20 protein-coding genes are annotated in these 21091 nt (G+C 74.1%); 7 read left to right on the top strand and 13 right to left on the bottom strand.

Features of this window, described 5'->3' with window-relative positions:
• Positions 1-41: 41 nt before the first annotated feature.
• Complete coding sequence (locus ACFV9J_RS37855) at positions 42-644, bottom strand: ClpP family protease (RefSeq protein WP_109028910.1); 603 nt, start codon at positions 642-644, stop codon at positions 42-44.
• A gap of 1 nt (position 645) precedes the next feature.
• Entirely contained in the window at positions 646-1299 is a 654-nt protein-coding gene (locus tag ACFV9J_RS37850; RefSeq protein ID WP_003971862.1) for an ATP-dependent Clp protease proteolytic subunit, read from the bottom strand.
• 228 nt (positions 1300-1527) lie between these two features.
• Here ACFV9J_RS37850 and ACFV9J_RS37845 point away from each other — a divergent pair, with 228 nt between their 5' ends.
• The 5 genes from ACFV9J_RS37845 (at position 1528) to ACFV9J_RS37825 (ending at position 5969) form a co-directional block, all read left to right on the top strand.
• Positions 1528-2010, top strand: coding sequence for a VOC family protein (locus tag ACFV9J_RS37845; protein WP_385362360.1), 483 nt, complete (start codon positions 1528-1530; stop codon positions 2008-2010).
• Positions 2011-2070: 60 nt separating this feature from the next.
• Complete coding sequence (locus ACFV9J_RS37840) at positions 2071-2868, top strand: VOC family protein (RefSeq protein WP_385362358.1); 798 nt, start codon at positions 2071-2073, stop codon at positions 2866-2868.
• A gap of 31 nt (positions 2869-2899) precedes the next feature.
• Positions 2900-3607 (top strand): ribonuclease H, encoded by a 708-nt coding sequence (locus ACFV9J_RS37835; RefSeq protein ID WP_385362356.1) that lies wholly within the window; start codon positions 2900-2902, stop codon positions 3605-3607.
• A gap of 106 nt (positions 3608-3713) precedes the next feature.
• Complete coding sequence (locus tag ACFV9J_RS37830; protein ID WP_385362354.1) at positions 3714-4973, top strand: FAD-dependent monooxygenase; 1260 nt, start codon at positions 3714-3716, stop codon at positions 4971-4973.
• Between the two features lie 12 nt (positions 4974-4985).
• Positions 4986-5969 carry an aldo/keto reductase gene (locus ACFV9J_RS37825; protein ID WP_385362352.1) on the top strand — a complete coding sequence of 328 codons (984 nt, stop codon included), beginning with the start codon at positions 4986-4988 and terminating at the stop codon, positions 5967-5969.
• Between the two features lie 27 nt (positions 5970-5996).
• Here the strand turns inward: ACFV9J_RS37825 and ACFV9J_RS37820 are convergent, their stop codons facing one another.
• On the bottom strand, positions 5997-6344 hold the full coding sequence (locus tag ACFV9J_RS37820; protein WP_385362350.1) for a hypothetical protein: 348 nt from the start codon (positions 6342-6344) through the stop codon (positions 5997-5999).
• Between the two features lie 154 nt (positions 6345-6498).
• Between ACFV9J_RS37820 and ACFV9J_RS37815 the strand changes: the two genes are divergently transcribed.
• Entirely contained in the window at positions 6499-7002 is a 504-nt protein-coding gene (locus ACFV9J_RS37815; protein ID WP_109028916.1) for a DUF6328 family protein, read from the top strand.
• A gap of 68 nt (positions 7003-7070) precedes the next feature.
• On the opposite strand, the gene ACFV9J_RS37810 is transcribed toward ACFV9J_RS37815, so the two are convergent.
• The 10 genes from ACFV9J_RS37810 to ACFV9J_RS37765 form a co-directional block, all read right to left on the bottom strand.
• Positions 7071-7499 (bottom strand): SsgA family sporulation/cell division regulator, encoded by a 429-nt coding sequence (locus tag ACFV9J_RS37810; RefSeq protein ID WP_385362348.1) that lies wholly within the window; start codon positions 7497-7499, stop codon positions 7071-7073.
• Between the two features lie 93 nt (positions 7500-7592).
• Positions 7593-8570, bottom strand: coding sequence for an LLM class F420-dependent oxidoreductase (locus ACFV9J_RS37805; RefSeq protein WP_385362346.1), 978 nt, complete (start codon positions 8568-8570; stop codon positions 7593-7595).
• A 57-nt stretch (positions 8571-8627) separates the two neighbouring features.
• Positions 8628-10250, bottom strand: a complete 1623-nt coding sequence (locus tag ACFV9J_RS37800; RefSeq protein ID WP_385362344.1) for a serine/threonine-protein kinase — start codon at positions 10248-10250, stop codon at positions 8628-8630.
• 154 nt (positions 10251-10404) lie between these two features.
• Entirely contained in the window at positions 10405-11364 is a 960-nt protein-coding gene (locus tag ACFV9J_RS37795; protein ID WP_385362342.1) for a threonine/serine dehydratase, read from the bottom strand.
• Between the two features lie 27 nt (positions 11365-11391).
• Entirely contained in the window at positions 11392-12069 is a 678-nt protein-coding gene (locus tag ACFV9J_RS37790) for an AIM24 family protein (protein WP_385362340.1), read from the bottom strand.
• A gap of 11 nt (positions 12070-12080) precedes the next feature.
• Positions 12081-13373 carry a CAP domain-containing protein gene (locus ACFV9J_RS37785; RefSeq protein WP_385362338.1) on the bottom strand — a complete coding sequence of 431 codons (1293 nt, stop codon included), beginning with the start codon at positions 13371-13373 and terminating at the stop codon, positions 12081-12083.
• A gap of 91 nt (positions 13374-13464) precedes the next feature.
• Entirely contained in the window at positions 13465-16431 is a 2967-nt protein-coding gene (locus ACFV9J_RS37780; protein WP_385362337.1) for an AAA family ATPase, read from the bottom strand.
• Positions 16432-16498: 67 nt separating this feature from the next.
• Positions 16499-16852 carry a UBP-type zinc finger domain-containing protein gene (locus ACFV9J_RS37775; protein WP_385362335.1) on the bottom strand — a complete coding sequence of 118 codons (354 nt, stop codon included), beginning with the start codon at positions 16850-16852 and terminating at the stop codon, positions 16499-16501.
• Positions 16849-18324 (bottom strand): ATP-binding protein, encoded by a 1476-nt coding sequence (locus ACFV9J_RS37770; protein WP_385362333.1) that lies wholly within the window; start codon positions 18322-18324, stop codon positions 16849-16851. Before ACFV9J_RS37770 ends, ACFV9J_RS37775 begins: the two co-directional genes overlap by 4 nt.
• Positions 18321-19997 (bottom strand): FAD-dependent oxidoreductase, encoded by a 1677-nt coding sequence (locus tag ACFV9J_RS37765; protein ID WP_385362331.1) that lies wholly within the window; start codon positions 19995-19997, stop codon positions 18321-18323. The genes ACFV9J_RS37770 and ACFV9J_RS37765 overlap by 4 nt, the downstream gene beginning before the upstream one ends.
• 210 nt (positions 19998-20207) lie before the next feature.
• Between ACFV9J_RS37765 and ACFV9J_RS37760 the strand changes: the two genes are divergently transcribed.
• Positions 20208-21080 (top strand): universal stress protein, encoded by an 873-nt coding sequence (locus ACFV9J_RS37760; RefSeq protein WP_385362329.1) that lies wholly within the window; start codon positions 20208-20210, stop codon positions 21078-21080.
• Positions 21081-21091 lie beyond the last annotated feature (11 nt).

Below are 21091 nucleotides of genomic sequence, written 5' to 3'. Positions count from 1 at the left end.
GGCCGGCGCCCCCGCCCCGCGGGGACGCCGGCCCGTGCGGCTCAGACCCTCGCCAGGCGCCGCGCGAGCACCTCGTCGGCCAGCCCGTAGGCCACCGCCTCCTGCGCGGTGAACACCTTGTCGCGGTCCATGTCCGCGCGCAGCGTCGCGACGTCGTGGTGCGTGTGGCGGGCCAGCACCTCCTCCACCTGGGAGCGGATGCGCACCATCTCCTTGGCCTGGAGCGCGAGGTCGGACACCGTGCCCTGGCGGCCGCCGCTGGCCGGCTGCCCCAGCAGCACCCGCGCGTGCTCGAGCACGAACCGCCGCCCGGGGTCCCCGCCCGCCAGCAGCACGGCCGCCGTGGACGCCGCCTGCCCGACACAGAACGTCGAGATCGGCGCCTGCACGAAGGTCATCGTGTCGTAGATCGCCATCAGCGACGTGAACGAGCCGCCGGGAGAGTTGATGTAGACGGCGATCTCGCTCTCGGGGGCGGACGACTCCAGGTGCAGGAGCTGTGCGATCACGACGTTGGCCACGCCGTCGTCGATCTCGGTCCCCAGGAAGATGATCCGCTCGGACAGCAGCCGGCTGAACACGTCGTAGGACCGTTCGCCCTGCGGGGTCCGCTCTACGACGTTCGGAATCGTGTAGCTCCCCATGTCACAGTCCCATCCGTCGCCTGGTGGCGGCCGGACGCACGTCCGCGAGGGACTGCACGACCTGGTCCACCATTCCGTACTCCCTGGCCTCCTCGGCCGTGAACCAGCGGTCGCGGTCGCCGTCCCGGGAGATGGTCTCGGGGCTCTGACCGGTGTGCTCGGCGGTGATCCGCTCGATGGTCCGCTTGGTGAAGTCCAGGTTGTCCGCCTGGATCTCGATGTCGGCGGTGGTGCCGCCGATGCCCGCCGAGGGCTGGTGCATCATGATCCGCGCGTTCGGCAGCGCGTAGCGCTTGCCCGCCGTGCCGACGCTCAGCAGGAACTGCCCCATGCTGGCGGCGAAGCCCATGGCGAGCGTCGAGACGTCGTTGGGGATCAGCCGCATCGTGTCGTAGATGGCGAGTCCCGCGTGCACGGAGCCGCCGGGGCTGTTGACGTACAGGCTGATGTCGGTGCGCGGGTCCTGCGCGGACAGGATCAGCAGCTGCGCGCAGACCCGGTTCGCGGAGACCTCGTCGACCTGCGTGCCGAGCAGCACGATCCGCTGGTCGAGCAGCTGCTCGGCGAGCCGGTCGTCGAACCGGGTCGCGGGGGTGTCGCCCTCCTCGGCCCTGGGCGTTCGGGCCGGGGCGGGGCCGGCGGTGAATGGAGACATCGGCGCTCCTTGTCGAGTCGTGGCCAGTCGTGGTCAGTCGTGGCCTGTCGTGCGGGGGTGGTGCGGGGTGCGCGGCCGAACGGCACCGCGGTTCCTCCACTCTCGGCCCACCGAGGCCCGGACCGGGGACTTCTCTGCCCGCGGCAGATTCGCCACCGGCAGAGCGATGAGTTCCGCGGTCCGAGCCGGTCGACAGTGATGACCCTGTTCCGCTCCCAGGAGGTAGTCATGAGCACCGACGGATTCACCACGTGCCTGTGGTTCGACGGCGACGCCGAGGACGCCGCCCACTTCTACGTCTCCGTCTTCAAGAACTCCGGCATCGGCGCCGTCACCCGCTACCCCGAGGGAGCACCGCAGCCCGCCGGCTCGGTGCTCACCGTCGAGTTCACCGCCAACGGCCAGAAGTTCGTGGGCCTCAACGGCGGCCCGCAGTTCCGGTTCAACGAGGCGATCTCCTTCCAGATCACCTGCGAGGACCAGGACGAGGTCGACCACTACTGGAGCAGGCTCACCGAGGGCGGCGGCGAGGACGGACCCTGCGGCTGGCTCAAGGACAGGTTCGGCGTGTCCTGGCAGGTCGTCCCGCGCCGGCTGGAGGAGATGTTCCGCGACCCCGACCCCGCCAGGGTGGCGCGGGCCAACAAGGCGATGATGTCGATGCGCAAGCTCGACATCGCCGCACTGGAGCAGGCGTACGCCGGGGAGTGACGCGCACCGACCCCCACCCCACCCCCATCCACACGCACGTTCGCACAGGAGGCGGCAGTCATGGCCGTGCAACCCGAAGGGGCCCCTTGCTGGGCCGACGCGATGTTCACCGACGTCGAGGGGGCCAAGAGCTTCTACGGCGACGTCCTCGGCTGGACCTTCGGCGAGTCGTCGACGGAGTTCGGCAACTACACCCAGTGCTACGCGGACGGCAAGGCGGTGGCCGCCGTGGTCCCGCCCCCGCCCGGTCACGAGGACCGGTCCCAGTGGTGCCTCTACTTCGCCTCCCCGGACACGGCGGCGACCGCCGGGCGGATCCGCGAGGCGGGCGGCGAGCTGCTGCTGGAGCCGATGAGGGTCGGCGACTTCGGCACCATGTGCCTGGCCCGCGACCCGAGCGGGGTGGTCTTCGGAGTCTGGCAGGGCGACAAGCACGAGGGCTTCGAGGCGACGGCCGTCCCCGGCGCGTACTGCTGGGCCGAGGTCTTCACCCGCGAGCCCGCGAAGTCGGACGCCTTCTTCCCCGCGGTCTTCTCCTACCGGGCCCGGCAGATGCAGGACGACCAGGTGGACTTCCGCCTCTTCGACCTCGGCGGCGACCCCGTCCTGGGCCGCATGGCCATGACGGAGGACTTCCCGCCCGAGGTCCCGCCCTACATCAACGTCTACTTCACCGTCGGCGACTGCGACGCGGCCGTGGCCCGCGCCACCGAGCGGGGCGGCATCCTGCGGTTCGGTCCGGTCACGACCCCCTTCGGCCGGTTCGCGGCGCTGTGCGACCCGCAGGGCGCGAGCTTCTCGGTGATCGACGTCACCACCACCGAGGGGGAGATGCCCAAGGTCACGGACGTCTCCTGAACCCTGTCCGGACACCCCGCCGGGCCATGGCATGATCGAGCGCATGCGTGAACGTGCAGTGGCCGCGTGCGACGGGGCTTCGAAGGGAAACCCGGGACCGGCCGGCTGGGCCTGGGTGGTCGCCGACGCGTCGGAGACCCCGGTCCGCTGGGAAGCCGGCCCGCTGGGCAAGGCCACCAACAACATCGCCGAACTGACAGCGCTGGAGCGCCTGCTGGCGTCGACCGACCCCGACGTGCCGCTCGAGGTCCGGATGGACTCGCAGTACGCCATGAAGGCCGTCACCACCTGGCTGCCCGGCTGGAAGCGCAACGGCTGGAAGACGGCCGCCGGCAAGCCGGTCGCCAACCAGGAGCTGGTCGTGCGCATCGACGAGCTGCTCGGCGGCCGCTCCGTCGAGTTCCGCTACGTACCCGCCCACCAGGTGGACGGCGACCGGCTCAACGACTTCGCCGACCGTGCCGCCAGCCAGGCGGCCGTCGTCCAGGAAGCCGCGGGCAGCGCTCTCGGCTCCCCGGAGCCGCCGCCCGCACCCGACGTTCCGGCCGCCCGCAAGGCATCGCGCCGGGGGTCGTCCGGCGCGACACGAAAGAGCGGCGGCGGCTCCTCGGCCCGCACCATCAAGGCGAAGTTCCCCGGACGCTGCCTGTGCGGCCGCTCGTACGCGGCCGGCGAGTCCATCGCCAAGAACGACCAGGGCTGGGGCCACCCGGAGTGCCGCACGGCGGCCGCCGGATAACCCCGACGACCCACGGCCGTGCAGCCCCCGTCCGCGGCCCCTGCCTTGCTACTCTGCGGTCCCGAATAACCGTAATGACCGTTATGAGTGCATACCAGGGGTGTGTGTGAAGGTCGCCTGCGTCGGCGGTGGGCCCGCCGGACTGTATCTGTCGATCCTGCTGAAGCGGCAGGACCCGGACCATGACGTCACCGTGTACGAACGCGATCCGGAGGGCTCCACCTACGGCTGGGGCGTCACCTACTGGCGCGGACTGCTCGACCGGCTTCGCGAGCACGACCCCGACTCCGCGCGCGCCGTCGAGGAGCACTCCGTGCGCTGGCGGGACGGCGTCGCCCACGTCGACGGCCTCGCCACCCGGCACCACGGCGACGAGGGCTTCGGCATCGGCCGCCACCGGCTCCTCGCGATCCTCGCCGCCCGCGCCCGCGAGCTGGGCGTGCGCCTGGAGTTCGAGCACCCGGTCACCGGCGCCAACCCGCCTGCCGCCGACCTCGTGGTGGCGGCCGACGGGGCGGGCAGCGCCCTGCGCACCCACCACGCCGACCACTTCGGCACCGAGATCACCGGCGGCCGCGACCACTACGTGTGGCTCGGCACCACCAAGGTCTTCGACGCCTTCACCTTCGCCTTCGTCGAGACCGGCCACGGCTGGATCTGGGCGTACGGCTACGGCTTCGGCCCCGAGGGCAGCACCTGCGTCGTCGAGTGCGCGCCCGGGACCTGGACCGGTCTGGGCCTGGACCGCGCCGACGAGGCGGAGGGGCTCGTCCTGCTGGAGAAGCTCTTCGCCGACGTCCTGGACGGACACCCGCTCACCGCGCGGTCCGCCGGCCGGGCCGGTGCCGCCTGGCCCGTCTTCCGCACCCTCACCAACCGCACCTGGTCCCGGGACAACCTCGTCCTGCTCGGCGACGCCGCCCACACCACGCACTACTCCATCGGCGCCGGCACCACGCTCGCCCTGGAGGACGCCATGGCCCTGGCCACCGCCCTGCGCGAGCGGGACACCCTCCCGGACGCCCTTGCCCACTACGAACGCGAACGCCGGGCAGCCCTGCTGCCGGTGCAGAGCGCGGCCCGGCTCAGCGCCCAGTGGTACGAGAACCTGCCCCGCTACATCCACCTGCCGCCGGAGCAGATGTTCGCCCTGCTCGGCCAGCGCCACTCGCCGCTGCTGCCGCACCTGCCGCCCCGGCTGTACTACCGGGTCGACCGGGCGGCCGGCCGGCTGGAGACCCTGCGCAGGGTCAAGCGCCGGCTGGGGCCCGTGATCGCGCGCACCGTCCAGGCCCGCAGACTCGCCGCAGGCGACGGACGGGCCCGCTCCGGGCGTCCCGACGCGGTGCCCGCGCACCGCGGATGACAGACTGACGCCATGGACGAGCGCACTTTCGGCAGGTCGGACCAGCACGCGTCGGTGGTCGGCCTCGGCACCTGGCAACTGGGCGCCGACTGGGGAGACGTCGACGACAAGGAAGCCCTCGCGGTGCTGGAGGCGGCGGCCGAGTCGGGGGTGACCTTCCTCGACACGGCGGACGTCTACGGCGACGGCCGCAGCGAGCAGACCATCGCGACCTTCCTGGCGAGCAGGCCCGACCTGCACGTCATGGTCGCCACCAAGATGGGCCGCCGGGCCGACCAGATCCCGCAGAACTACGTCCTGGACAACTTCCGGGAGTGGAACGACCGTTCCCGCCGCAACCTCGGCGTCGACCGCCTCGACCTGGTGCAGCTGCACTGCCCGCCGACACCCGTCTACTCCAGCGACGAGGTGTTCGACGCCCTGGACACCCTCGTCGAGGAGGAGCGCGTCGCCGCGTACGGCGTGAGCGTCGAGACCTGCGCGGAGGCACTGACCGCGATCGCCCGGCCGAACGTGGCGAGCGTCCAGATCATCCTCAACCCGTTCCGCATGAAGCCCCTGCGCGAGGTCCTGCCCGCGGCCCGCGAGGCCGGCGTCGGCATCATCGCCCGGGTGCCGCTGGCCTCCGGCCTGCTGACCGGCAAGTACACCAAGGACACCGTCTTCGCGGCCAACGACCACCGCAACTACAACCGGCACGGCGAGGCCTTCGACCAGGGCGAGACCTTCTCCGGCGTGGACTACGCCACAGGGGTGGAGGCCGCCGCCGAGTTCGCCGCGCTCGCGCCCGAGGGATACACCCCGGCCCAGCTGGCGCTGCGCTGGATCGTCCAGCAGCCCGGCGTGACGAGCGTGATCCCGGGCGCCCGTTCGCCCGAGCAGGCCCGCGCCAACACGGACGCCGCCCGGCTGCCGGAGCTGTCCGAGGACACCCTGGCCGCGATCGGCGACCTCTACGACCGGCGCGTCAAGGACCAGGTCGAGGGCCGCTGGTAGGCGGCCGACGGATGAGCGGTCCCGGCCTCACGGCACCAGGAGCAACTGCCGCTCCCGCTCCTGGTCGCCCGAGGCCGCTCCCTCGTTCCGCGCGGTGAAGGCGTGGGACAGCGTCTCGCTCGCCGCCTCCACGGCCTGCGGCGTGCCCTGAACGGTGACCGTCACCGGTGCGGACAGCGCGCCGCCCGTCGTGCGCGCCGCCGAGGAAGCGTCCGGGGCGTGCGGGGCGTCGAAGGTCGCGGTGTGCACGGTCGCCCCCTCGTCCGCGGGCCGGCCGTCGGGAGCGCCGAAGACGCCCTCCAGTGCGCGGACGATCGCCCGCGCGTCGTCGATGCCGCCGCCGTCGAGTGTCACGGTGAGCCGAGTGTCGGACATCCTGCGCCTTCCTTGTCGCGCCTGGGTCGGTCCCGGCCCGTGTAACCGTCCCCCGATCCCCCAAACCGGGCGTCACCGCCCCGGCCCGGCGCCTGAGTACCGGGATCCCGGGAACAGGGAAGAGGACGCAGGCGACGGTCATCGGGAGGACGACGTGAGGGACGCGGAAGCGGCTGAGGGCTCGGGCCGGCGCAGGGGCCGCAACGAGACCGAGGAAGAGCGGGCCGACCGGATGTGGACCGAGCTGATCCAGGAGGTCCGCGTCGCGCAGATGGGCGTGCAGATCCTGTTCGGCTTCCTGCTCACGGTCGTGTTCCAGCCGAAGTACGAGACCCTCTCGGACACCGATCAGATGATCTACCTGATCACGGTGGTCCTCGGCGCCGTGACGACCGGCGCCCTGATCGGCCCGGTGTCCCTGCACCGGCTGGTCTCCGGACGCCGGGTGAAACCCCAGGCGGTGCGGTGGGCGTCCCGGCTGACCGTGCTCGGCCTCGTGCTGCTGCTCGCCACGACCGCCTGCTCGCTCCTGCTGATCCTGCGGGTCGCGACCCACGACGGCTTCGTGCCCTACCTCGTCACTGGCGTGGTGCTCTGGTACCTGCTGTGCTGGTTCGGGATCCCGCTGTGGACCCGGCACCGTCACACGGCACGCTGAGGCGCCCGGACCCCTGGACGTCCGGATCCCAGGGCGCCCGGGCCCCCGGCCCCGCGGACCCGGGCGGTTCAGCCCTCGGCGGTCAGCTCGGCGAGGAAGTCGTCGACACGCACCTGTTCCCGCCCCGGCCGGACCACCGCGTGGGTCTCGCGCAGGAAGGCCTCGACGGCCGCGGCCCACACGAACACCACCGCGCGGTGGCGCTCCCCGTCGGCCCGGTCGTCGCCCAGCAGCTCGATGCGCAGCTCGTCCCACATGCCGCGCGACTCCGGGCGCAGCCGCACGTCGCCCACGCCCACCGGCCGGGTGAGCCCCTCGGCGACCATCTCCCGGTCCAGCGTCCAGCGGGCGAGCACCCGGCCGTCGTGGCTGAAGACCGCCGTGAGGGCGAACGGGTCCGCCGCGTCGTACGCGAGGTGCGCGAGCACCGGGAACCGGTCGGCGGTGGCGCCCGCCTGGAGCTGCACGACCAGGGTCTTGTGCACGACGGTGTTCACGGGGGCCTCCAGGAGGACGGACGTAGAGCCCTCTAGTACCCCGCCCACCGGCAAGATGCTCAGTCATCCGGGTGATTCGCCCGTCCCCGGGTTTCAGTCGCGCCCGAACGCCTCCCGCAGGGCGGGCAGCATGGTCTTCTCCGACCAGTCCAGGAAGGCGGGTTGCGACTCGCCGCCGATCTGCACCAGGGCGACCTCGGTGAACCCGGCCTCGACGTAAGGGCGTACGGCCGCCACGAAGGCGTCCGGGTCGTCGCCGCAGGGGATGGACTCGGCGACGTCGTCCGGCGTCACGAACTGGGTGGCCGCCTCGAAGGCGTCCGGGTGCGGCAGTTCGGAGTTGACCTTCCAGCCGCTGCCGAACCAGCGGAACTGGGCGTGGGCCCGCTCGATCGCGGTGTCCCGGTCGGGGTCGTAGGAGACGGGAAGCTGGCCCACCCGCGGCTTGCCCCCGCCGCCGTGCCGGTCGAAGGCCTCCAGCAGTCCCGGCTTCGGCTCGGTGGCGATCACCAGGTCGGCGAACTCGCCCGCCAGCTCGCAGGAACGCTCGCCGGAGACGGCGACGCCGATGGGCGGCGCGTCGTCCGGCAGGTCCCACATCCGGGCCGACTCCACGTCGAAGTGCGCGCCGCGGTGGTTCACATGACCGCCCTCGAACAGCGCCCGGATGATCTCCACGGCCTCCCGGAGCATCTCGTGCCGCACGTCGACGGACGGCCAGCCGCCGCCCACCACGTGTTCGTTGAGGTTCTCGCCCGAGCCGAGACCCAGCCGGAACCGGCCCTGGGACAGCAACTGCAGCGTCGCCGCCTTCTGCGCCACCACCGCCGGGTGGTAGCGGAACGTCGGACAGGTCACGTACGTCATCAGCGGGATGCGCGAGGTCGCCTGCGCCGCGGCGCCCAGCACGCTCCAGGCGTAGGGCGAGTGGCCCTGCGCGCGCAGCCAGGGGAAGTAGTGGTCCGAGGTCACCGAGAAGTCGAACCCCACCTCCTCGGCCCGCACCAGATGGCCGACGAGTTCACGCGGGCCGGCCTGCTCGGTCATCATCGTGTATCCGATGTGTGCCATGGCGGCCGGGTCCCCGCCCGGCCCGAGGGAAAACAGGTGTGAACGGGGTGGAAGGGGTCAGGCCGCATCGTCCCGGAAGGTGCCCAGGAACGCGGTGAGCGCCCGCTCGTTGGCGCCGGCGTCCCAGTCGCCGGCCGGCGTCGTCCAGCGCAGCGAGAAGCTGCGCCCGCCGCCGAGCAGGAAGCCGCGGCCGAAGGTGCGGACCCGGGTGCCGTCGTCCCGGACCAGCCACTCCATGTCGGCCGCCGCGCGCCCTCGGTAGGTGGTCGCGCGGATCTCGCCGATCCGCCGGTAGCCGTCCGAGCGCGCGAGGCCCGGCTCGACGTCGTCGCGCCAGACGGCCACCGGGTCCGCGCCCGCGCGCCTGCTGTAGGTGACGGCGAGCGTCCGGGGGTCGCCGGTCGCGCCGAAGACCACCCGGTACGCGCCACCCGGCGCGCTCGCGGTGTCCAGGCGCCGCCAGCCCTCGGGAAGGGCGACGGAGAAGCCCTCCGGCGCGTCGTAGCGGCGGAACCCGGCCGGAGCGGGGACGCCCGGCTCCGACGGCGAGGCGCTCGCGCTCGGCCGGCCGGTGGGGGAGGAGGGGGACGCGGGGGAGGCCGCGGCGGGCGCGGAGCCGGTGGGCGGGGCGGCGGTCGCCGAGGGGCGCTGCCGGGCGCCCGTGGCGGCGCCGTCGCCCCTGCCGGGCAGTCCGTCGGTGACGGCGAAGACCGCGAGGACGGCGGCCGCGACCGTCACCAGGGCCAGAGCGGCCCCGGCGGCCACGGTCCGCCGCGAACGGTCGCGGCCCGCCTTCCGGGCGGCCGCGTACACGCCGCGCAGCCCGGGCCTGGTGGTCACCTCGGCCACGGCGGTACCGGGGTCCTCGGCCAGCGCCCGGGCGAGGGCCGCGCGCACCACCGGGCGGGTCAGCCGCTCCCGGGAGTTCTTGCGCAGCAGTCCCGTCACGGCCTGGAGGAGCGGACCGGCGCGCACCGGGGTGCGCAGCGGCAGCCGGTCCACCCCTTTCAGTGTCGCCTCGGGCCGGCCACGGTCACGGAACGGCGGACGGCCCTCGACCATCGTGTAGAGGATCGCGCCCAGCGTCCACAGGTCGGCCGCGGGACCGATCCGCTCGTCGCGGGCCTGCTCGGGCGAGGCGTACGCGGGGGCGGTCAGCCGCGGGGCGAGGGTGGCGCCGGCCAGTCCGAAGCCGGTGACGAGGACCGACCCCTCCTCGCGCACGAACACCTGCCCCGGGCTCAGCTCGCCGTGCGTCACGCCGTGGGTGTGCGCCGCCTCCAGCACCGCGAGCAGTTCCAGACCGACGCGCGCGGCCCGGGCGTAGCTGAACGCGCCCCGACGGTCGAGGAGGTCACCGAGCGGTACACCGGCGACCCATTCGGTGACCGTCCACAGCATGCCGTCCGCGACCACCGCGTCCAGTACCCGGGCGATCCGCCCGGGGCACAGCGACGCCATGGTCTCGCCGGTGCGGATCACCCGGCCCGGGGCCCTGCGGGCGGCCTCGCCCGCCCGGCCCTTGGGCAGCTCGATCCGCGTCACCAGGCACGGGTGGCCGGTCGTGGCGTCCTCCCCGGACCAGCAGACCCGGTTCGTCTCGCGCTGGACGACCTCGAACAGGCGGTAGCGTCCGGCGACCAGCTCGTGTGTGGAGACGTGCGCCCTGCCCATGGCCATCCCTCGCTCGCACCGCCGGTTCTTCGCTCGACCAGAGGTACGTCCGGGGCACCGGAGTGTGTTCAGCGACCGCGCGTCCCGGCCCCGTTTCTGACCCTTCTTCAAGAACCGGGGCCCGCAGTTCCGGCCCGCCGGTTCCGGGCCCGGCCCGACGTCAGCGCAGGCCGAAACGGTCCGCCCACACCGCCATGTCGCCCACCGTGGCGTTGCCCCCGCACACCACGAGCCCGACCCGGGCTTCGTCCCCCACCCGTTCCACCACCCGCCGGGCCGCCGGGAGCAGACAGCCGGCGGCCGGCTCGGTCCACACCTTGGCGTGCTCGGCGAGCGCGAGGCAGCCCCGCACGGCCTCCCGGTCCGGCACCACGAGCACCTCGGTGACCAGCTCCGAGACATGGTCGTACGTCAGCTGCGAGACGGACGGCGCGCTGAGCGTGGTGACGACCGACGACAGGGGCACCGTGAGCGGCCCGCCCGCCGCGAGCGCCCGCGACATGGCCTCGGCGCCCTCGGTCTCCACGCCCCAGACCCGCACCCCGGGCCGCAGCGCCCGCAGTGCCGCCGCCACGCCCGCGACGAGCCCCCCGCCCCCGATGCTGACCAGCACGTCGGTGAGGTCTGAGGCGTCCTCGGCGAACTCCAGCCCCACGGTGCCCTGCCCCGCGACGACCACGGGGTCGTCGAAGGGGTGGACCAGGGTCAGCCCCTCCTCCCGGAGCCGGGTGACCAGCGCGAAGGCACTGTCCATGCCGTCGGTGAGGCGTACCAGCGCGCCCGCCTCCTCGGCGATCTCCACGGAACGGGCCGGCGCCGTACGCGGCATGACCACCGTGGCCTTCACGTCCAGGGCGGCGGCCATCACCGCCACCGCGATGCCGTGGTTGCCGCCGCTGACCGCGACGACGCCCGCGGCCCGCTCGGCCTCGGTCAGGGACAGCAGTTTCGCCGCGGCCCCGCGCGCCTTGAACGAACCGGTGCGCTGGAGCAGCTCCAGCTTCGCGGTGACCGGGACGCCGAGCAGCGCGGACAGACCCGGGCTCGGCACGGTCGGTGTGCGTACGAGATGTCCGGCGATCCGCTCGGCGGCGGCTTCGATCTCCGTGATCGCGATCAAGGCAGTCTTCCTTCCGGGGGGGCGGGCTCAGTGCTGCTGCGGCTTCTGCGGGGTCGCCTCGCTCGGCCGTACCACGACGAAGCCCTCGCCCTCGAGCACCAGTTGTACGGCCTCGCCCGAACCGCCGCGCAGCATCGAGCCGATCGACTGCGAACGGTGCAGGGAGGTCGAGAGCCCCGCGGACCATCCGACGATCGCGTCCGTGTCGACGTGGACCGGGTACTGGTGCGAGACCGGGATGACCAGCGGATTGCCCTCGCACACCAGGCCCAGCCTGCCGTGTCCGGTGAAGACGCTGTTGAACAGTCCGCCCCCGGCGATCCCCGAGCCCTTCACGGTGGAGATGCGGTACGACAACGACGCGTCGAAGCACAGGACGTTGCGGCCGTTGACCGTGAACTCGTCGCCCGGCTCCACCTCGACGACGAAGCAGTTCTGGGCCTCGTGCGCGAACCAGGCCTCGCCCTGTCCGCGCACCGCCATCAGCGGCAGTCCCTCCCCGGTGACCGCGCGCTTGAGCATGCCGCCCACGCCCTGGCCCTTGCGCTCGAACTGCAGACTGCCGCGGTAGGCGATCATCGCGCCCTGCCGGGCGAGCATCTCGCCGTTCACGGCGTAACGGATGCACTTGGAGTTCTCGACGGTCATGCCCGGCGCCGTGGCGGGCCGCACCATGTGCTCGCTGGAAAAGAGGTCACCCTTCATGGGGTCATCCTTCAGCCACCGAAGAGTTGCGTCCAGTACGTGCCCGCCCGGCCCCCGCCGGCCAGACCGACGCCGATGTGGGTGAAGCCGGCCTTGAGGATGTTGGCACGGTGTCCGGGGCTGTTCATCCAGCCCTCCACCACCTCGGCGGGGGAGCGCTGACCGCAGGCGATGTTCTCGCCGACCGTGCGCCGACGGGCACCCGCGGCGGCGGCCCGGTCCCACGGCTCGCCGCCGTCCGGATCGGTGTGGGAGTAGAAGTCGCGGGTCACCATGTCCGCGCTGTGCGCCTGTGCCGCCGCGGTCAGCCGGGCGTCGACGGCCAGGGCGGGCAGCCCGGCCCCGGCCCGCTCGCGGTTGGTGAGGCCGACGACCTCCGCCGTCGTGCGGGCCAGGCCGTCCGGGGTGAGCGGCACGGCCCACAGCGCCGTCCAGTACGTGTCGCCCGAGGGCCCGCCGGTGACGGAGGCCCACCCGGCGTGCGTGAAGGCGGTGTCGTGCAGCGTGCGCCGGCTGCGCTCGGCGCCGAGGCAGTACGCGACGAACTCGGCGGGGGTGCGCGGGCCCGACACCAGGTGCTCGCCGACCGTGAGGTACGCGAACCCGGCCGAGACGACGCGCTGGTGGACCGAGACGCCGTCCCGGGTCTCGACGCTCAGCGTGCCCGCGGCGGCCATGGCGGCGGCGTGCGCGCGGGCCGCCGAGCGGAGCCGGGGATCGGTCCGTACGGCGGGCGAACCGGCCGCGGCACGGGCGGAGTTGACCAGGTCGAGGAACCCGTCGGAGCCGGCACCGGGCGCGGGCGGTGCCGTGGCCGGCGGCGCGTCGTCGGTCACCTCCACGCCGAAGTCCCGGGCCAGACCGGCGAGTCCGTCCGCGTACCCCTGACCCAGGGCGCGCACCTTCCAGCCCTCGCCGCGCCGGTAGAACTCCACGAGCAGCAGCACGGTCTCCCGCCCGGGGCGCGCGGGGGTGAACCGGGCGACGGCCCGGCCGCGGGCGTCGGTGACGCGGACCGTGGGGGAGGGGAGCGCGCCGAGCGGGGTGCCGGGCTCCGACGGGCCGACCGCCACCGTCACGCGGGCGGCGCCCGGCCGCAGCCGCGCCGGATCGACGGTGAGCGTGTCGTCCCGCAGCCTCGCGCCGGGTGCCTCCGGCTGGTTGTAGAAGACGAAGTCCGCGTCGCCGCCGACCTTGCCGCCGTCGTCCGTGACGAGCGCCGACACGTCGAAGCCGCCGGGCACCCGTACGCTCACGGGGCCGCCCGGCAGGGGGACGTTGCCCCCGGGGACCAAGTCGCTCATCGTGCCGTCCTGTGTCGTGGTGCGCGCTTCGGGCGTGGATGCCGGTGCCGGGTCAACGTCCGCCGGGCGGTCCGGGTTCCCCGGGCCCGCCTCAGTGCGACGACGTGGGCTCCGGGGCGATCAGGCCCTGCCGGTGGGCGACCGCGACCGCCTCCGTACGGCTGGCCGCGTTCAGCTTGGCGAGGATGTTGGACACGTGGACGCTGGCCGTCTTGGCGCTGATGAACAGCTCCTCCCCGATCCGGCGGTTGCTGTGCCCCAGCGCGAGCAGCCGCAGGACGTCCTGCTCGCGGGCGGTCAGCACCGCGGCGCCCGCCCCGGCCCGGGCCGTGCCCGCGAGCCGCCCGCGGCGGACCAGGTCGTCGACCCGCTCGCGCAGCACCGTCGCGCCGAGCCGGTCGGCCTCCCGGCGAACGCTGCCCGCCTCGTCGGCCGCCTCCTCGCGGCGGTCGGCCGCCAGCAGGGCGTCGGCCAGCCGCAGCCTGCACCGCGCCCGTTCGTAGGCGTCGCCGTACGTGAAGGCGGCCACCGCCCTCTCCCAGGCCGCCGGGTCCGGCGCCGGTCCGGCGACCCGGGACCACTCGGCCTCCGCGCGCGCCAGCCAGGCCTGCCCCTCCGGGCCCTGCGGCGTGTCGTCGTAGCCGTGCCCGGCGGACCAGCGGGCGTCGGCCAGCAGCTCGGCCGCCGTGTCCGACCAGCGGGCCACCCCGGCGTCGTCCCCGCCCCGGCGCAACTCGGTCACCGTGTCGGCGACGGCGGACAGCGCGAGGGTGGCCAGCCGCAGGGTCACGGTGGGCCGGGTGCCCGCCTCGGTGAGCGTCTCGACGCTGGAGCGCATCCACCGCACGGCGTCCTCCGCGTCCCCGCGCAGCGCCGCCGCGTCGGTCAGCACGACGCCCGCGACCATGCGCGCCATCCAGTCGAACGGCCCGTTCAGCAGGGCCCGCGCCCGGTCGGCCACCCCCGAGTCGCCGCGTGCCAGCGCCACGTACAGCCCCGGCCCGAGGGCGTGACCGTCCACGGCCGCGCGCTCCCCGGCGTGCTCGGCGGACTCGCGCAGCACCTCGTCCCAGTGGCCCAGCGTGTACTGCACGAGCAGCCGCAGATACCGCATCTCCCGCGGGTACGGCGAGGACAGCAGCCCGGAACGGCGGGCCCGGTCCAGTCCCTCGGACGCCCAGGGCAGGCAGTCCTCCAGGTCGCCGGACTCGAAGCAGCCGATGGCGAGGTTGAACAGCGCCCGCAGCTCCACGGGAGCGTTGCCCGCCCGCCGCGCCAGCTCGCGTGCCTCCAGGAGCCGCTCCCGGCCCGCCGAGGTGGAGCGGTTGCCGCCCTCCAGGCTCGTGAGTGAGATCAGCAGATCGGCGCGGGCGTCGGTGACCGCCAGCTCCTCGGCGGCCCGCAGCGCCCGGCGGGCCACCCGCAGCGCCGTCTCGTTCTCCCCGACCTGGCGGGCCGCCGTCACATGTGTGGCCGCCGCCCACACCCACGTCGACGAGGGTGGTTCGGCGGGGATCAGGCCCAGCGCCTCGCTGCTGTAGGCGTACGCGGACTCCAGGTTGTCGACGCTCAGCAGATTGCCGGCCAGGGTGTAGCGGACGCGGGCGGCCAGCTCCAGGTCCGCGTCCTGGCCGAGGCCGGCCAGCGCGGAGCGGGTGAGGGAGACCGCGCGGTGCAGCTCACCGGCGTGCACGGCGGCCGCGGAGGCGCGCAGCGTGAGCGTCACCGCGTCGGGTCCGGCGGGCCGCGCGGTGGTGTCGACCGCCGTCCACAGGTCGAGCGCCGTCTCGACGTGCCGCAGCTCCTCGGCGGGCGCGCCGACCCGCTGGGCGTGGTCGGCGGCCTCCAGGGAGGCGGCGAGCGCCTCGGGCAGGTCGTGGCTCTCGCGGTAGTGGTGCGCACGCTCGGCCGCGCCGGCGGACCGGCGGTCGGGACCGGCCAGCAGCCGGGCGAACGCGCCGTGCAGCCGGGCCCGTTCACCGGGCAGCAGGTCCGCGTAGACCGCCTCCCGGGCGAGGGCGTGCCGGAAGGAGTAGGTGTCCCCGTCGCCGGAGACCAGCAACTGCCGCTCCACCGCCTCGCGCAGCGCCGACTCCAGCTCCTCCTCGGGCAGCCCGACGGCGTCCCGCAGCAGGTCGTGGCCCACCCGGCGGCCCGCCACGGCGGCGGTGCGCAGCACCTGCTGAGCGGTCTCGGACAGCTGCTCGAACCGGATGAGCAGGACGTCGGCCAGCCCGCTGGGGACGCCCCCGGCCGGCGCGTCCGTGGCGGCGACCAGTTCCTCGGCGTAGAAGGCGTTGCCCTCGGCCCGCTCCACGATCCGGCGCACGGTGCTGTCCGGCAGCCGCCGCCGGCGCAGCGCGCGCACCAGCCGGGCCACGTCGGCGTCCGGCAGCGGCCGCAGCTCCAGCCGCTCCACGCCGGGCAGGCGCACCAGCTCGGCCAGCAGCGGGCGCAGCGGATGGCGGCGGTGCAGGTCGTCCGCCCGGTACGAGGCGAACAGCGCGAGCCGGTGTCCCGGAGCCCCGCCCGCCGGGCGCTGGAGAACCCCCCGGCCGAGCAGGAACCTCAGCAGGTCCCGGGAGGACTGGTCGGCCCAGTGCAGGTCCTCCAGGACCAGCAGCAGCGGTGCGACGTCCGCCAGGTCCCTCAGGAGGGCGGCCACGCCCTCGAAGAGCCTGAGGCGCGAGGGCGCGGCGTCGGCCGCGTCGTCCGGCCCGCCGCCGAGCAGCCGGTCGGCCACCGGATGCCCGGCCAGCACGGCGGCGAACCGCTCGTCGGCGGCGAGCAGGCCCAGGATCTCGGTGAACGGCAGATACGGCAGGCCCACGTCGCCCAGGTCCACGCAGTGACCGGTGAGCACGGTCGTCCCGGCCGCGGCGGCCCGCCCGGCGGCCTCGTCCAGGGTCCTGGTCTTGCCGACCCCGGCGTCCCCCGCGACGAGGACCGCGCGGGCCTCACCGGCGCGGGCGCGTTCCAGTACGCCGGTGAGACGCGCGAGTTCGTCCTCGCGGCCGACGAGCGGGCTGGTGAGTGAGGTCTGCGGCACGCCGCCCATCCTGACACGCGGGTCCGACAGCGGGCTTCCCGATTCCGGGGGCCCGGCCGCCGGCCCGCCGCCGGCGTCAGCGGTGCAGCGTGCTCGCCCAGTCGGCCGGGACCCGGCCCGCCGGGCCCGGGGACGGCTGGTCGGCCGGGTGGCTGCCGGGCGGGGCGAGGTCCGGGCCCGACTCGCGCACCTCGCTGCTCGCGTAGTCCCAGTACCACTCCTCGCCCGGCTCGAAGCTCTGCACCACCGGGTGCCCGGTGGACCGGTAGTGGCCGGTCGCGTGCTGTCCCGGCGAGCTGTCGCAGCAGCCGACGTGGCCGCAGCTCGCACAGCGCCGCAGGTGGAACCACCAGCCGCCGGCCGCGTCGCACTCGGCGCACCCGGTGCCGCTCGGCGGGATGGTGGGATCGATTCCGGTGTCGCTGGTCATACCGGCTCCTCGCTCGGTTCGGCTGTGTCCGTCTGATCGGTCTCCGCGGCGGTGAGCGGCAGCAGCACCTGGAAGCGGGTGTCCCCCGGCACGGACTCGACCTGGAGGCTGCCGTGGTGCTTGTCGACCACGATCCGCCAGGAGATGTCCAGCCCGAGCCCGGTGCCCTCGCCCACCGGCTTGGTGGTGAAGAACGGGTCGAAGATGCGCTCCCGGATCTCCGGGTCGATCCCGGTGCCGGTGTCGCGGAACTCCACCAGCAGCCGGTCGTGGTGCAGCGCCGTCCGCACGGTCAGCGTCCCCTCGCCGCCCGCGTCGTTCACCGCGGCGACGGCGTTGTCGATCAGGTTGGTCCACACCTGGTTCAGCTCCGCCGGATAGGCCGGGACCCGCGGCACCGTGCGTTCGTACTCCTTGACGACCTCGATCCGCGGGCCGATCTTCCCGGAGAGCATCAGCAGGGTGCTGTCGAGGAGTTCGTGGACGTCGACCGTCCGGTAGGGCGCCCGGTCCAGCTGCGCGTACTGCTTGGCCGCGTCCACCAGGTGGGAGATGCGGGCGGTGGAGTCCGCGATCTCGTTCATCAGCAGCTCGGTCTCGACCGTGTAGTTGAGCCAGCCGACCGCTCCCGGCAGGATCTCCTCGTCCACGGCCGCCGCGACCTGCTCCAGCCACTCGGTGTCCAGACCGGCCTGCACGAAGGTCGGCGCGAGCTGCCAGCCGTGCTCGATGCCGTGGTCCGCCAGCCAGTCGCCGAGGTCGTCCTCCCGGTCGGCGGCCTCCAGCGGGCTGAGCGAGGGCGCCTTGGCCACCCGCTCCGCCGTGCGCTCCTGGATCTCGATGAGCCCCGCGAGCGCCTCGCGGGAGAACGGGCCCTCGGCGATCACGGCGAGCTTGTGCCGCATCTTCGCCACCCGCTCCCGCAGTGTCGAGGTGGCCCGCACCGCGGCCGCCGCCGGGTTGTTCAGCTCGTGCGTGAGACCGGCGGACAGCGACCCCAGCGCCAGCAGCCGTTCGCGCTGGCCGATGGCGCGCTGGGTGTTCTTGGACCCGAAGAACAGCCCCTCCAGCAGGTGCACGGCCATGGGGAACCACTCCCGCATGACGGCCGCGAAGGTGTCCGCCGGGAGCACGAAGAACCGCGTCGGCTCGGTGACCCGCATCGAGTTGTTGTAGACCTGCGGCACCCGGTCGCCGACGTACGCCTGCATCGCGCCCGCGTACACCCCGGGCTGTGAGGTGCGGTTGGTTTCCACGTCGTCCGCGCCGACCCGGCGGGACAGCACGACCGTCCCCGCCAGCATCACGTAGAAGCAGGTGGCGTCCTCGCCCTCCGCGTACACCGGGCCCGGGTCGAACAGCTCCACCCGGCCCTCGGCGCACAGCCGGCCCAGCTGCTCGGGCGTCAGCTTCTCGAAGAGGAACAGCTTTCCGATCTCCTCGGGGCTGCACGGCATCGGCCGCCCGCTCACGACTGCTCCAGGTACCGGTGGACGAGCATCACGGCCATGGCTCCCTCTCCTACGGCGGACGCGACCCGCTTGGCGGACTCCGCGCGGGCGTCGCCCGCCACGAAGACGCCCGGGACGCTGGTCTCCAGGTGGTACGGCGGCCGGTCCAGCTCCCAGTCGCCCGGCGGCCGCCCGTCGGGGGTCAGATCGGGCCCGGCGAGGATGAAGCCCCGCTCGTCCCGCAGCACCGTGCCGTCCAGCCAGTCGGTCAGCGGGGCCGCGCCGATGAACACGAACAGCCACTGCGCGTCGACGAGTTCGGTGGCGCCGCTGACCGCGTCGCGCAGCGTCAGCCGCTCCAGGTGACCGTCGCCGTGCGCGCCCTCGACGAGGGTGGAGCAGCGCACCCGGATGTTGGGCGTCTCCTCGATCTGCTGGATCAGGTAGTACGACATCGACGCCTCCAGGGAGCCGCCGCGCACCAGCAGGGTCACCGACTTGGCGCCCCGGGCCAGGTACATCGCCGCCTGTCCGGCCGAGTTGGCGCCGCCCACGATGTACACGTCGTGGCCCTGGCAGGAGGCCGCCTCGGTCAGCGCCGAGCCGTAGAACACCCCGCAGCCGGCCAGGTCCTCGGTGCCCGGCGCGGTCAGCTGCCGGTAGGACACGCCGGTCGCCAGGATGACGCTGTGCGCGGCGATCGCCGAGCCGTCCGAGAACCGGACGACGCGCGCCGCGCCGTTCGCCTCCAGGCCGGTCACCTCGCGCGCGGTGAGGATCTCGGCGCCGAACCTCGCCGCCTGCCGCCGGGCCCGGTCGGTCAGCTGCCCGCCGGACACGCCGTCGGGGAAGCCCAGGTAGTTCTCGATGCGGGAGCTCTGCCCGGCCTGCCCGCCGGTCGCCGACCGTTCCACCAGCACCGTGCGCAGCCCCTCCGAGGCCCCGTACACGGCCGCGCCGAGCCCGGCCGGGCCGCCGCCGATCACCACCAGGTCGTAGAAGTCGGCCGTCGGCGTGGTCGCCAGGCCCACCCGGGCCGCCAGCTCGGGCGCCTCCGGCTCCACCAGCGGGGTCCCGTCCGGCGTGATCACCACCGGCAGCCGCTGCCCGTCCTGCCCGGCCGCCGACAGCAGCCGCCGCCCCTCCGGCTCGTCGGCGGAGTACCAGCGGTAGGGCACCTGGTTGCGGGCCAGGAACTCCCGTACCTCCGAGGACCCCGCCGACCAGCGGTGCCCGACGACCTTGGTGCTGGGCACCGGACGGTGGTCGCCGGCGCGCCAGGCCTGGAGCAGGTCGTCCAGGACCGGGTAGAGCTTCTCCTCGGGCGGGTCCCACGGTTTGAGCAGGTAGTGGTCCAGGTCCACGACGTTGATCGCGTCGATCGCCGCGTTGGTGTCCGCGTACGCCGTCAGCAGCACCCGCCGGGCGCCCGGGTAGACGTCCAGGGCCTGTTCGAGGAACTCGATGCCGTTCATCTGCGGCATCCGGTAGTCGGCGAGGATCACGGCCACCAGGTCGCCGCGGAGTTTCAGTTCCCGCAGCGCGTCGAGGGCCGACTCGCCGGACTCCGCGCGCACGATCCGGTACGTGGCGCCGTAGCGCCGCCGCAGGTCGCGGGCGACGGCGCGGGACACCCCCGGATCGTCGTCCACGGTCATGATGACGGTCCGTGTCTCCGCGTCGGCCTGTGCCATACGTCCCCCACGTCGAGCGGCCGGGTTCACGGCACGGCGTCCCCGTCACCGCACCGGCCTGCGGCCATCGTATGTTCGATCGAGGGTCCTCGCTCGGGCGGCGGGGGCAGGCCGCCGGTGTCCGTCCGCTCCCCCCGCGCGGCCGTGCGGGGGGCTTGGGGAAGACTGGGCTACGAGAACGACGTTCCCGCGACCCAGGGAGGGACCCGCATGACGCGCCCGATCACGGCAGGCTCGGACGGTTCACAGGAGAGCCTGGCCGCACTGGCCTGGGCGGCGAGGGAGGCGGTGCGCCGCGGCGCACCGCTGCACGTCGTGCACGCCTGGCGGTTCCAGGGGGAGGGGGTGGCCGGCGCGGTGGACCGGGAGACGCAGGAAGGGTGGGCGCGGGACGCCCTCGCCCGGGCGGTCGGCACCGTCGCCGAGCGGCATCCCGGTCTCACGGTGACCACCGACGTCCGCGAGGGCGACGCCGTCGCGGCCCTGCTCGCCGCCGCGGCCGACGCCGAGACGCTGGTCCTCGGCTCGCGCGGCCACGGCGCGGTCGTCGGCTTCCTGCTCGGCTCGGTCGGTCAGCAGGTGATCGCCGAGGCGACCCGGCCCGTCGTCCTCGTCCGGGCCGGTGACGAGGCCGCCGCCGAGGCCGGGGGCCGCGAGGTCGTCGTGGGCCAGCAGGGCGAGCCGGAGGACAGCGCCGACGTCATCGGGTTCGCGTTCGAGGCGGCCGCCGCGCGAGGCGCCACCGTGCGCGCCGTGCGGGCCTGGGCCCTGCCGACGGTCTTCACCTACAGCCCCGGCTCGATGGCACTCGCGGACGAGGCCGGGGGCCTGGAGCAGTACGAGCGCAAGGCGCTCGGCGAGGCGCTCGCACCGTGGCGCGAGCGCTTTCCCGACGTCCCGGTGGTGGAGCACGTGGAGATGGGCAGCGCGGGCCAGGTGCTGCTGACGGTGGCGGCGAACGCCCAGCTGATGGTCGTCGGCCGCCGCGCCCGCCGTACGGCCGTCGGCGCCCGGATCGGCTCCGTGGCGCACGGCGTGCTGCACCACGCGGAGTGCCCGGTGGCGGTGGTACCGCACACGTGAGCGGCCGCCGT

The organism is Streptomyces sp. NPDC059906 (assembly GCF_042730645.1).
In the GTDB taxonomy this organism is placed as follows: domain Bacteria; phylum Actinomycetota; class Actinomycetes; order Streptomycetales; family Streptomycetaceae; genus Streptomyces; species Streptomyces rubrogriseus.
The sequence above is the reverse complement of the archived record's forward strand: the minus strand, read 5'-3'. Positions and strand labels throughout refer to the sequence as shown.

Coding starts and splice junctions, on each gene's coding strand:
- ACFV9J_RS37855 (WP_109028910.1), bottom strand. CDS start 644: ATGGGGAGCTACACGATTCCGAACGTCGTAGAGCGGACCCCGCAGGGC.
- ACFV9J_RS37850 (WP_003971862.1), bottom strand. CDS start 1,299: ATGTCTCCATTCACCGCCGGCCCCGCCCCGGCCCGAACGCCCAGGGCC.
- ACFV9J_RS37845 (WP_385362360.1), top strand. CDS start 1,528: ATGAGCACCGACGGATTCACCACGTGCCTGTGGTTCGACGGCGACGCC.
- ACFV9J_RS37840 (WP_385362358.1), top strand. CDS start 2,071: ATGGCCGTGCAACCCGAAGGGGCCCCTTGCTGGGCCGACGCGATGTTC.
- ACFV9J_RS37835 (WP_385362356.1), top strand. CDS start 2,900: ATGATCGAGCGCATGCGTGAACGTGCAGTGGCCGCGTGCGACGGGGCT.
- ACFV9J_RS37825 (WP_385362352.1), top strand. CDS start 4,986: ATGGACGAGCGCACTTTCGGCAGGTCGGACCAGCACGCGTCGGTGGTC.
- ACFV9J_RS37820 (WP_385362350.1), bottom strand. CDS start 6,344: ATGTCCGACACTCGGCTCACCGTGACACTCGACGGCGGCGGCATCGAC.
- ACFV9J_RS37805 (WP_385362346.1), bottom strand. CDS start 8,570: ATGGCACACATCGGATACACGATGATGACCGAGCAGGCCGGCCCGCGT.
- ACFV9J_RS37800 (WP_385362344.1), bottom strand. CDS start 10,250: ATGGCCATGGGCAGGGCGCACGTCTCCACACACGAGCTGGTCGCCGGA.
- ACFV9J_RS37790 (WP_385362340.1), bottom strand. CDS start 12,069: ATGAAGGGTGACCTCTTTTCCAGCGAGCACATGGTGCGGCCCGCCACG.
- ACFV9J_RS37785 (WP_385362338.1), bottom strand. CDS start 13,373: ATGAGCGACTTGGTCCCCGGGGGCAACGTCCCCCTGCCGGGCGGCCCC.
- ACFV9J_RS37780 (WP_385362337.1), bottom strand. CDS start 16,431: ATGGGCGGCGTGCCGCAGACCTCACTCACCAGCCCGCTCGTCGGCCGC.
- ACFV9J_RS37775 (WP_385362335.1), bottom strand. CDS start 16,852: ATGACCAGCGACACCGGAATCGATCCCACCATCCCGCCGAGCGGCACC.
- ACFV9J_RS37765 (WP_385362331.1), bottom strand. CDS start 19,997: ATGGCACAGGCCGACGCGGAGACACGGACCGTCATCATGACCGTGGAC.
- ACFV9J_RS37760 (WP_385362329.1), top strand. CDS start 20,208: ATGACGCGCCCGATCACGGCAGGCTCGGACGGTTCACAGGAGAGCCTG.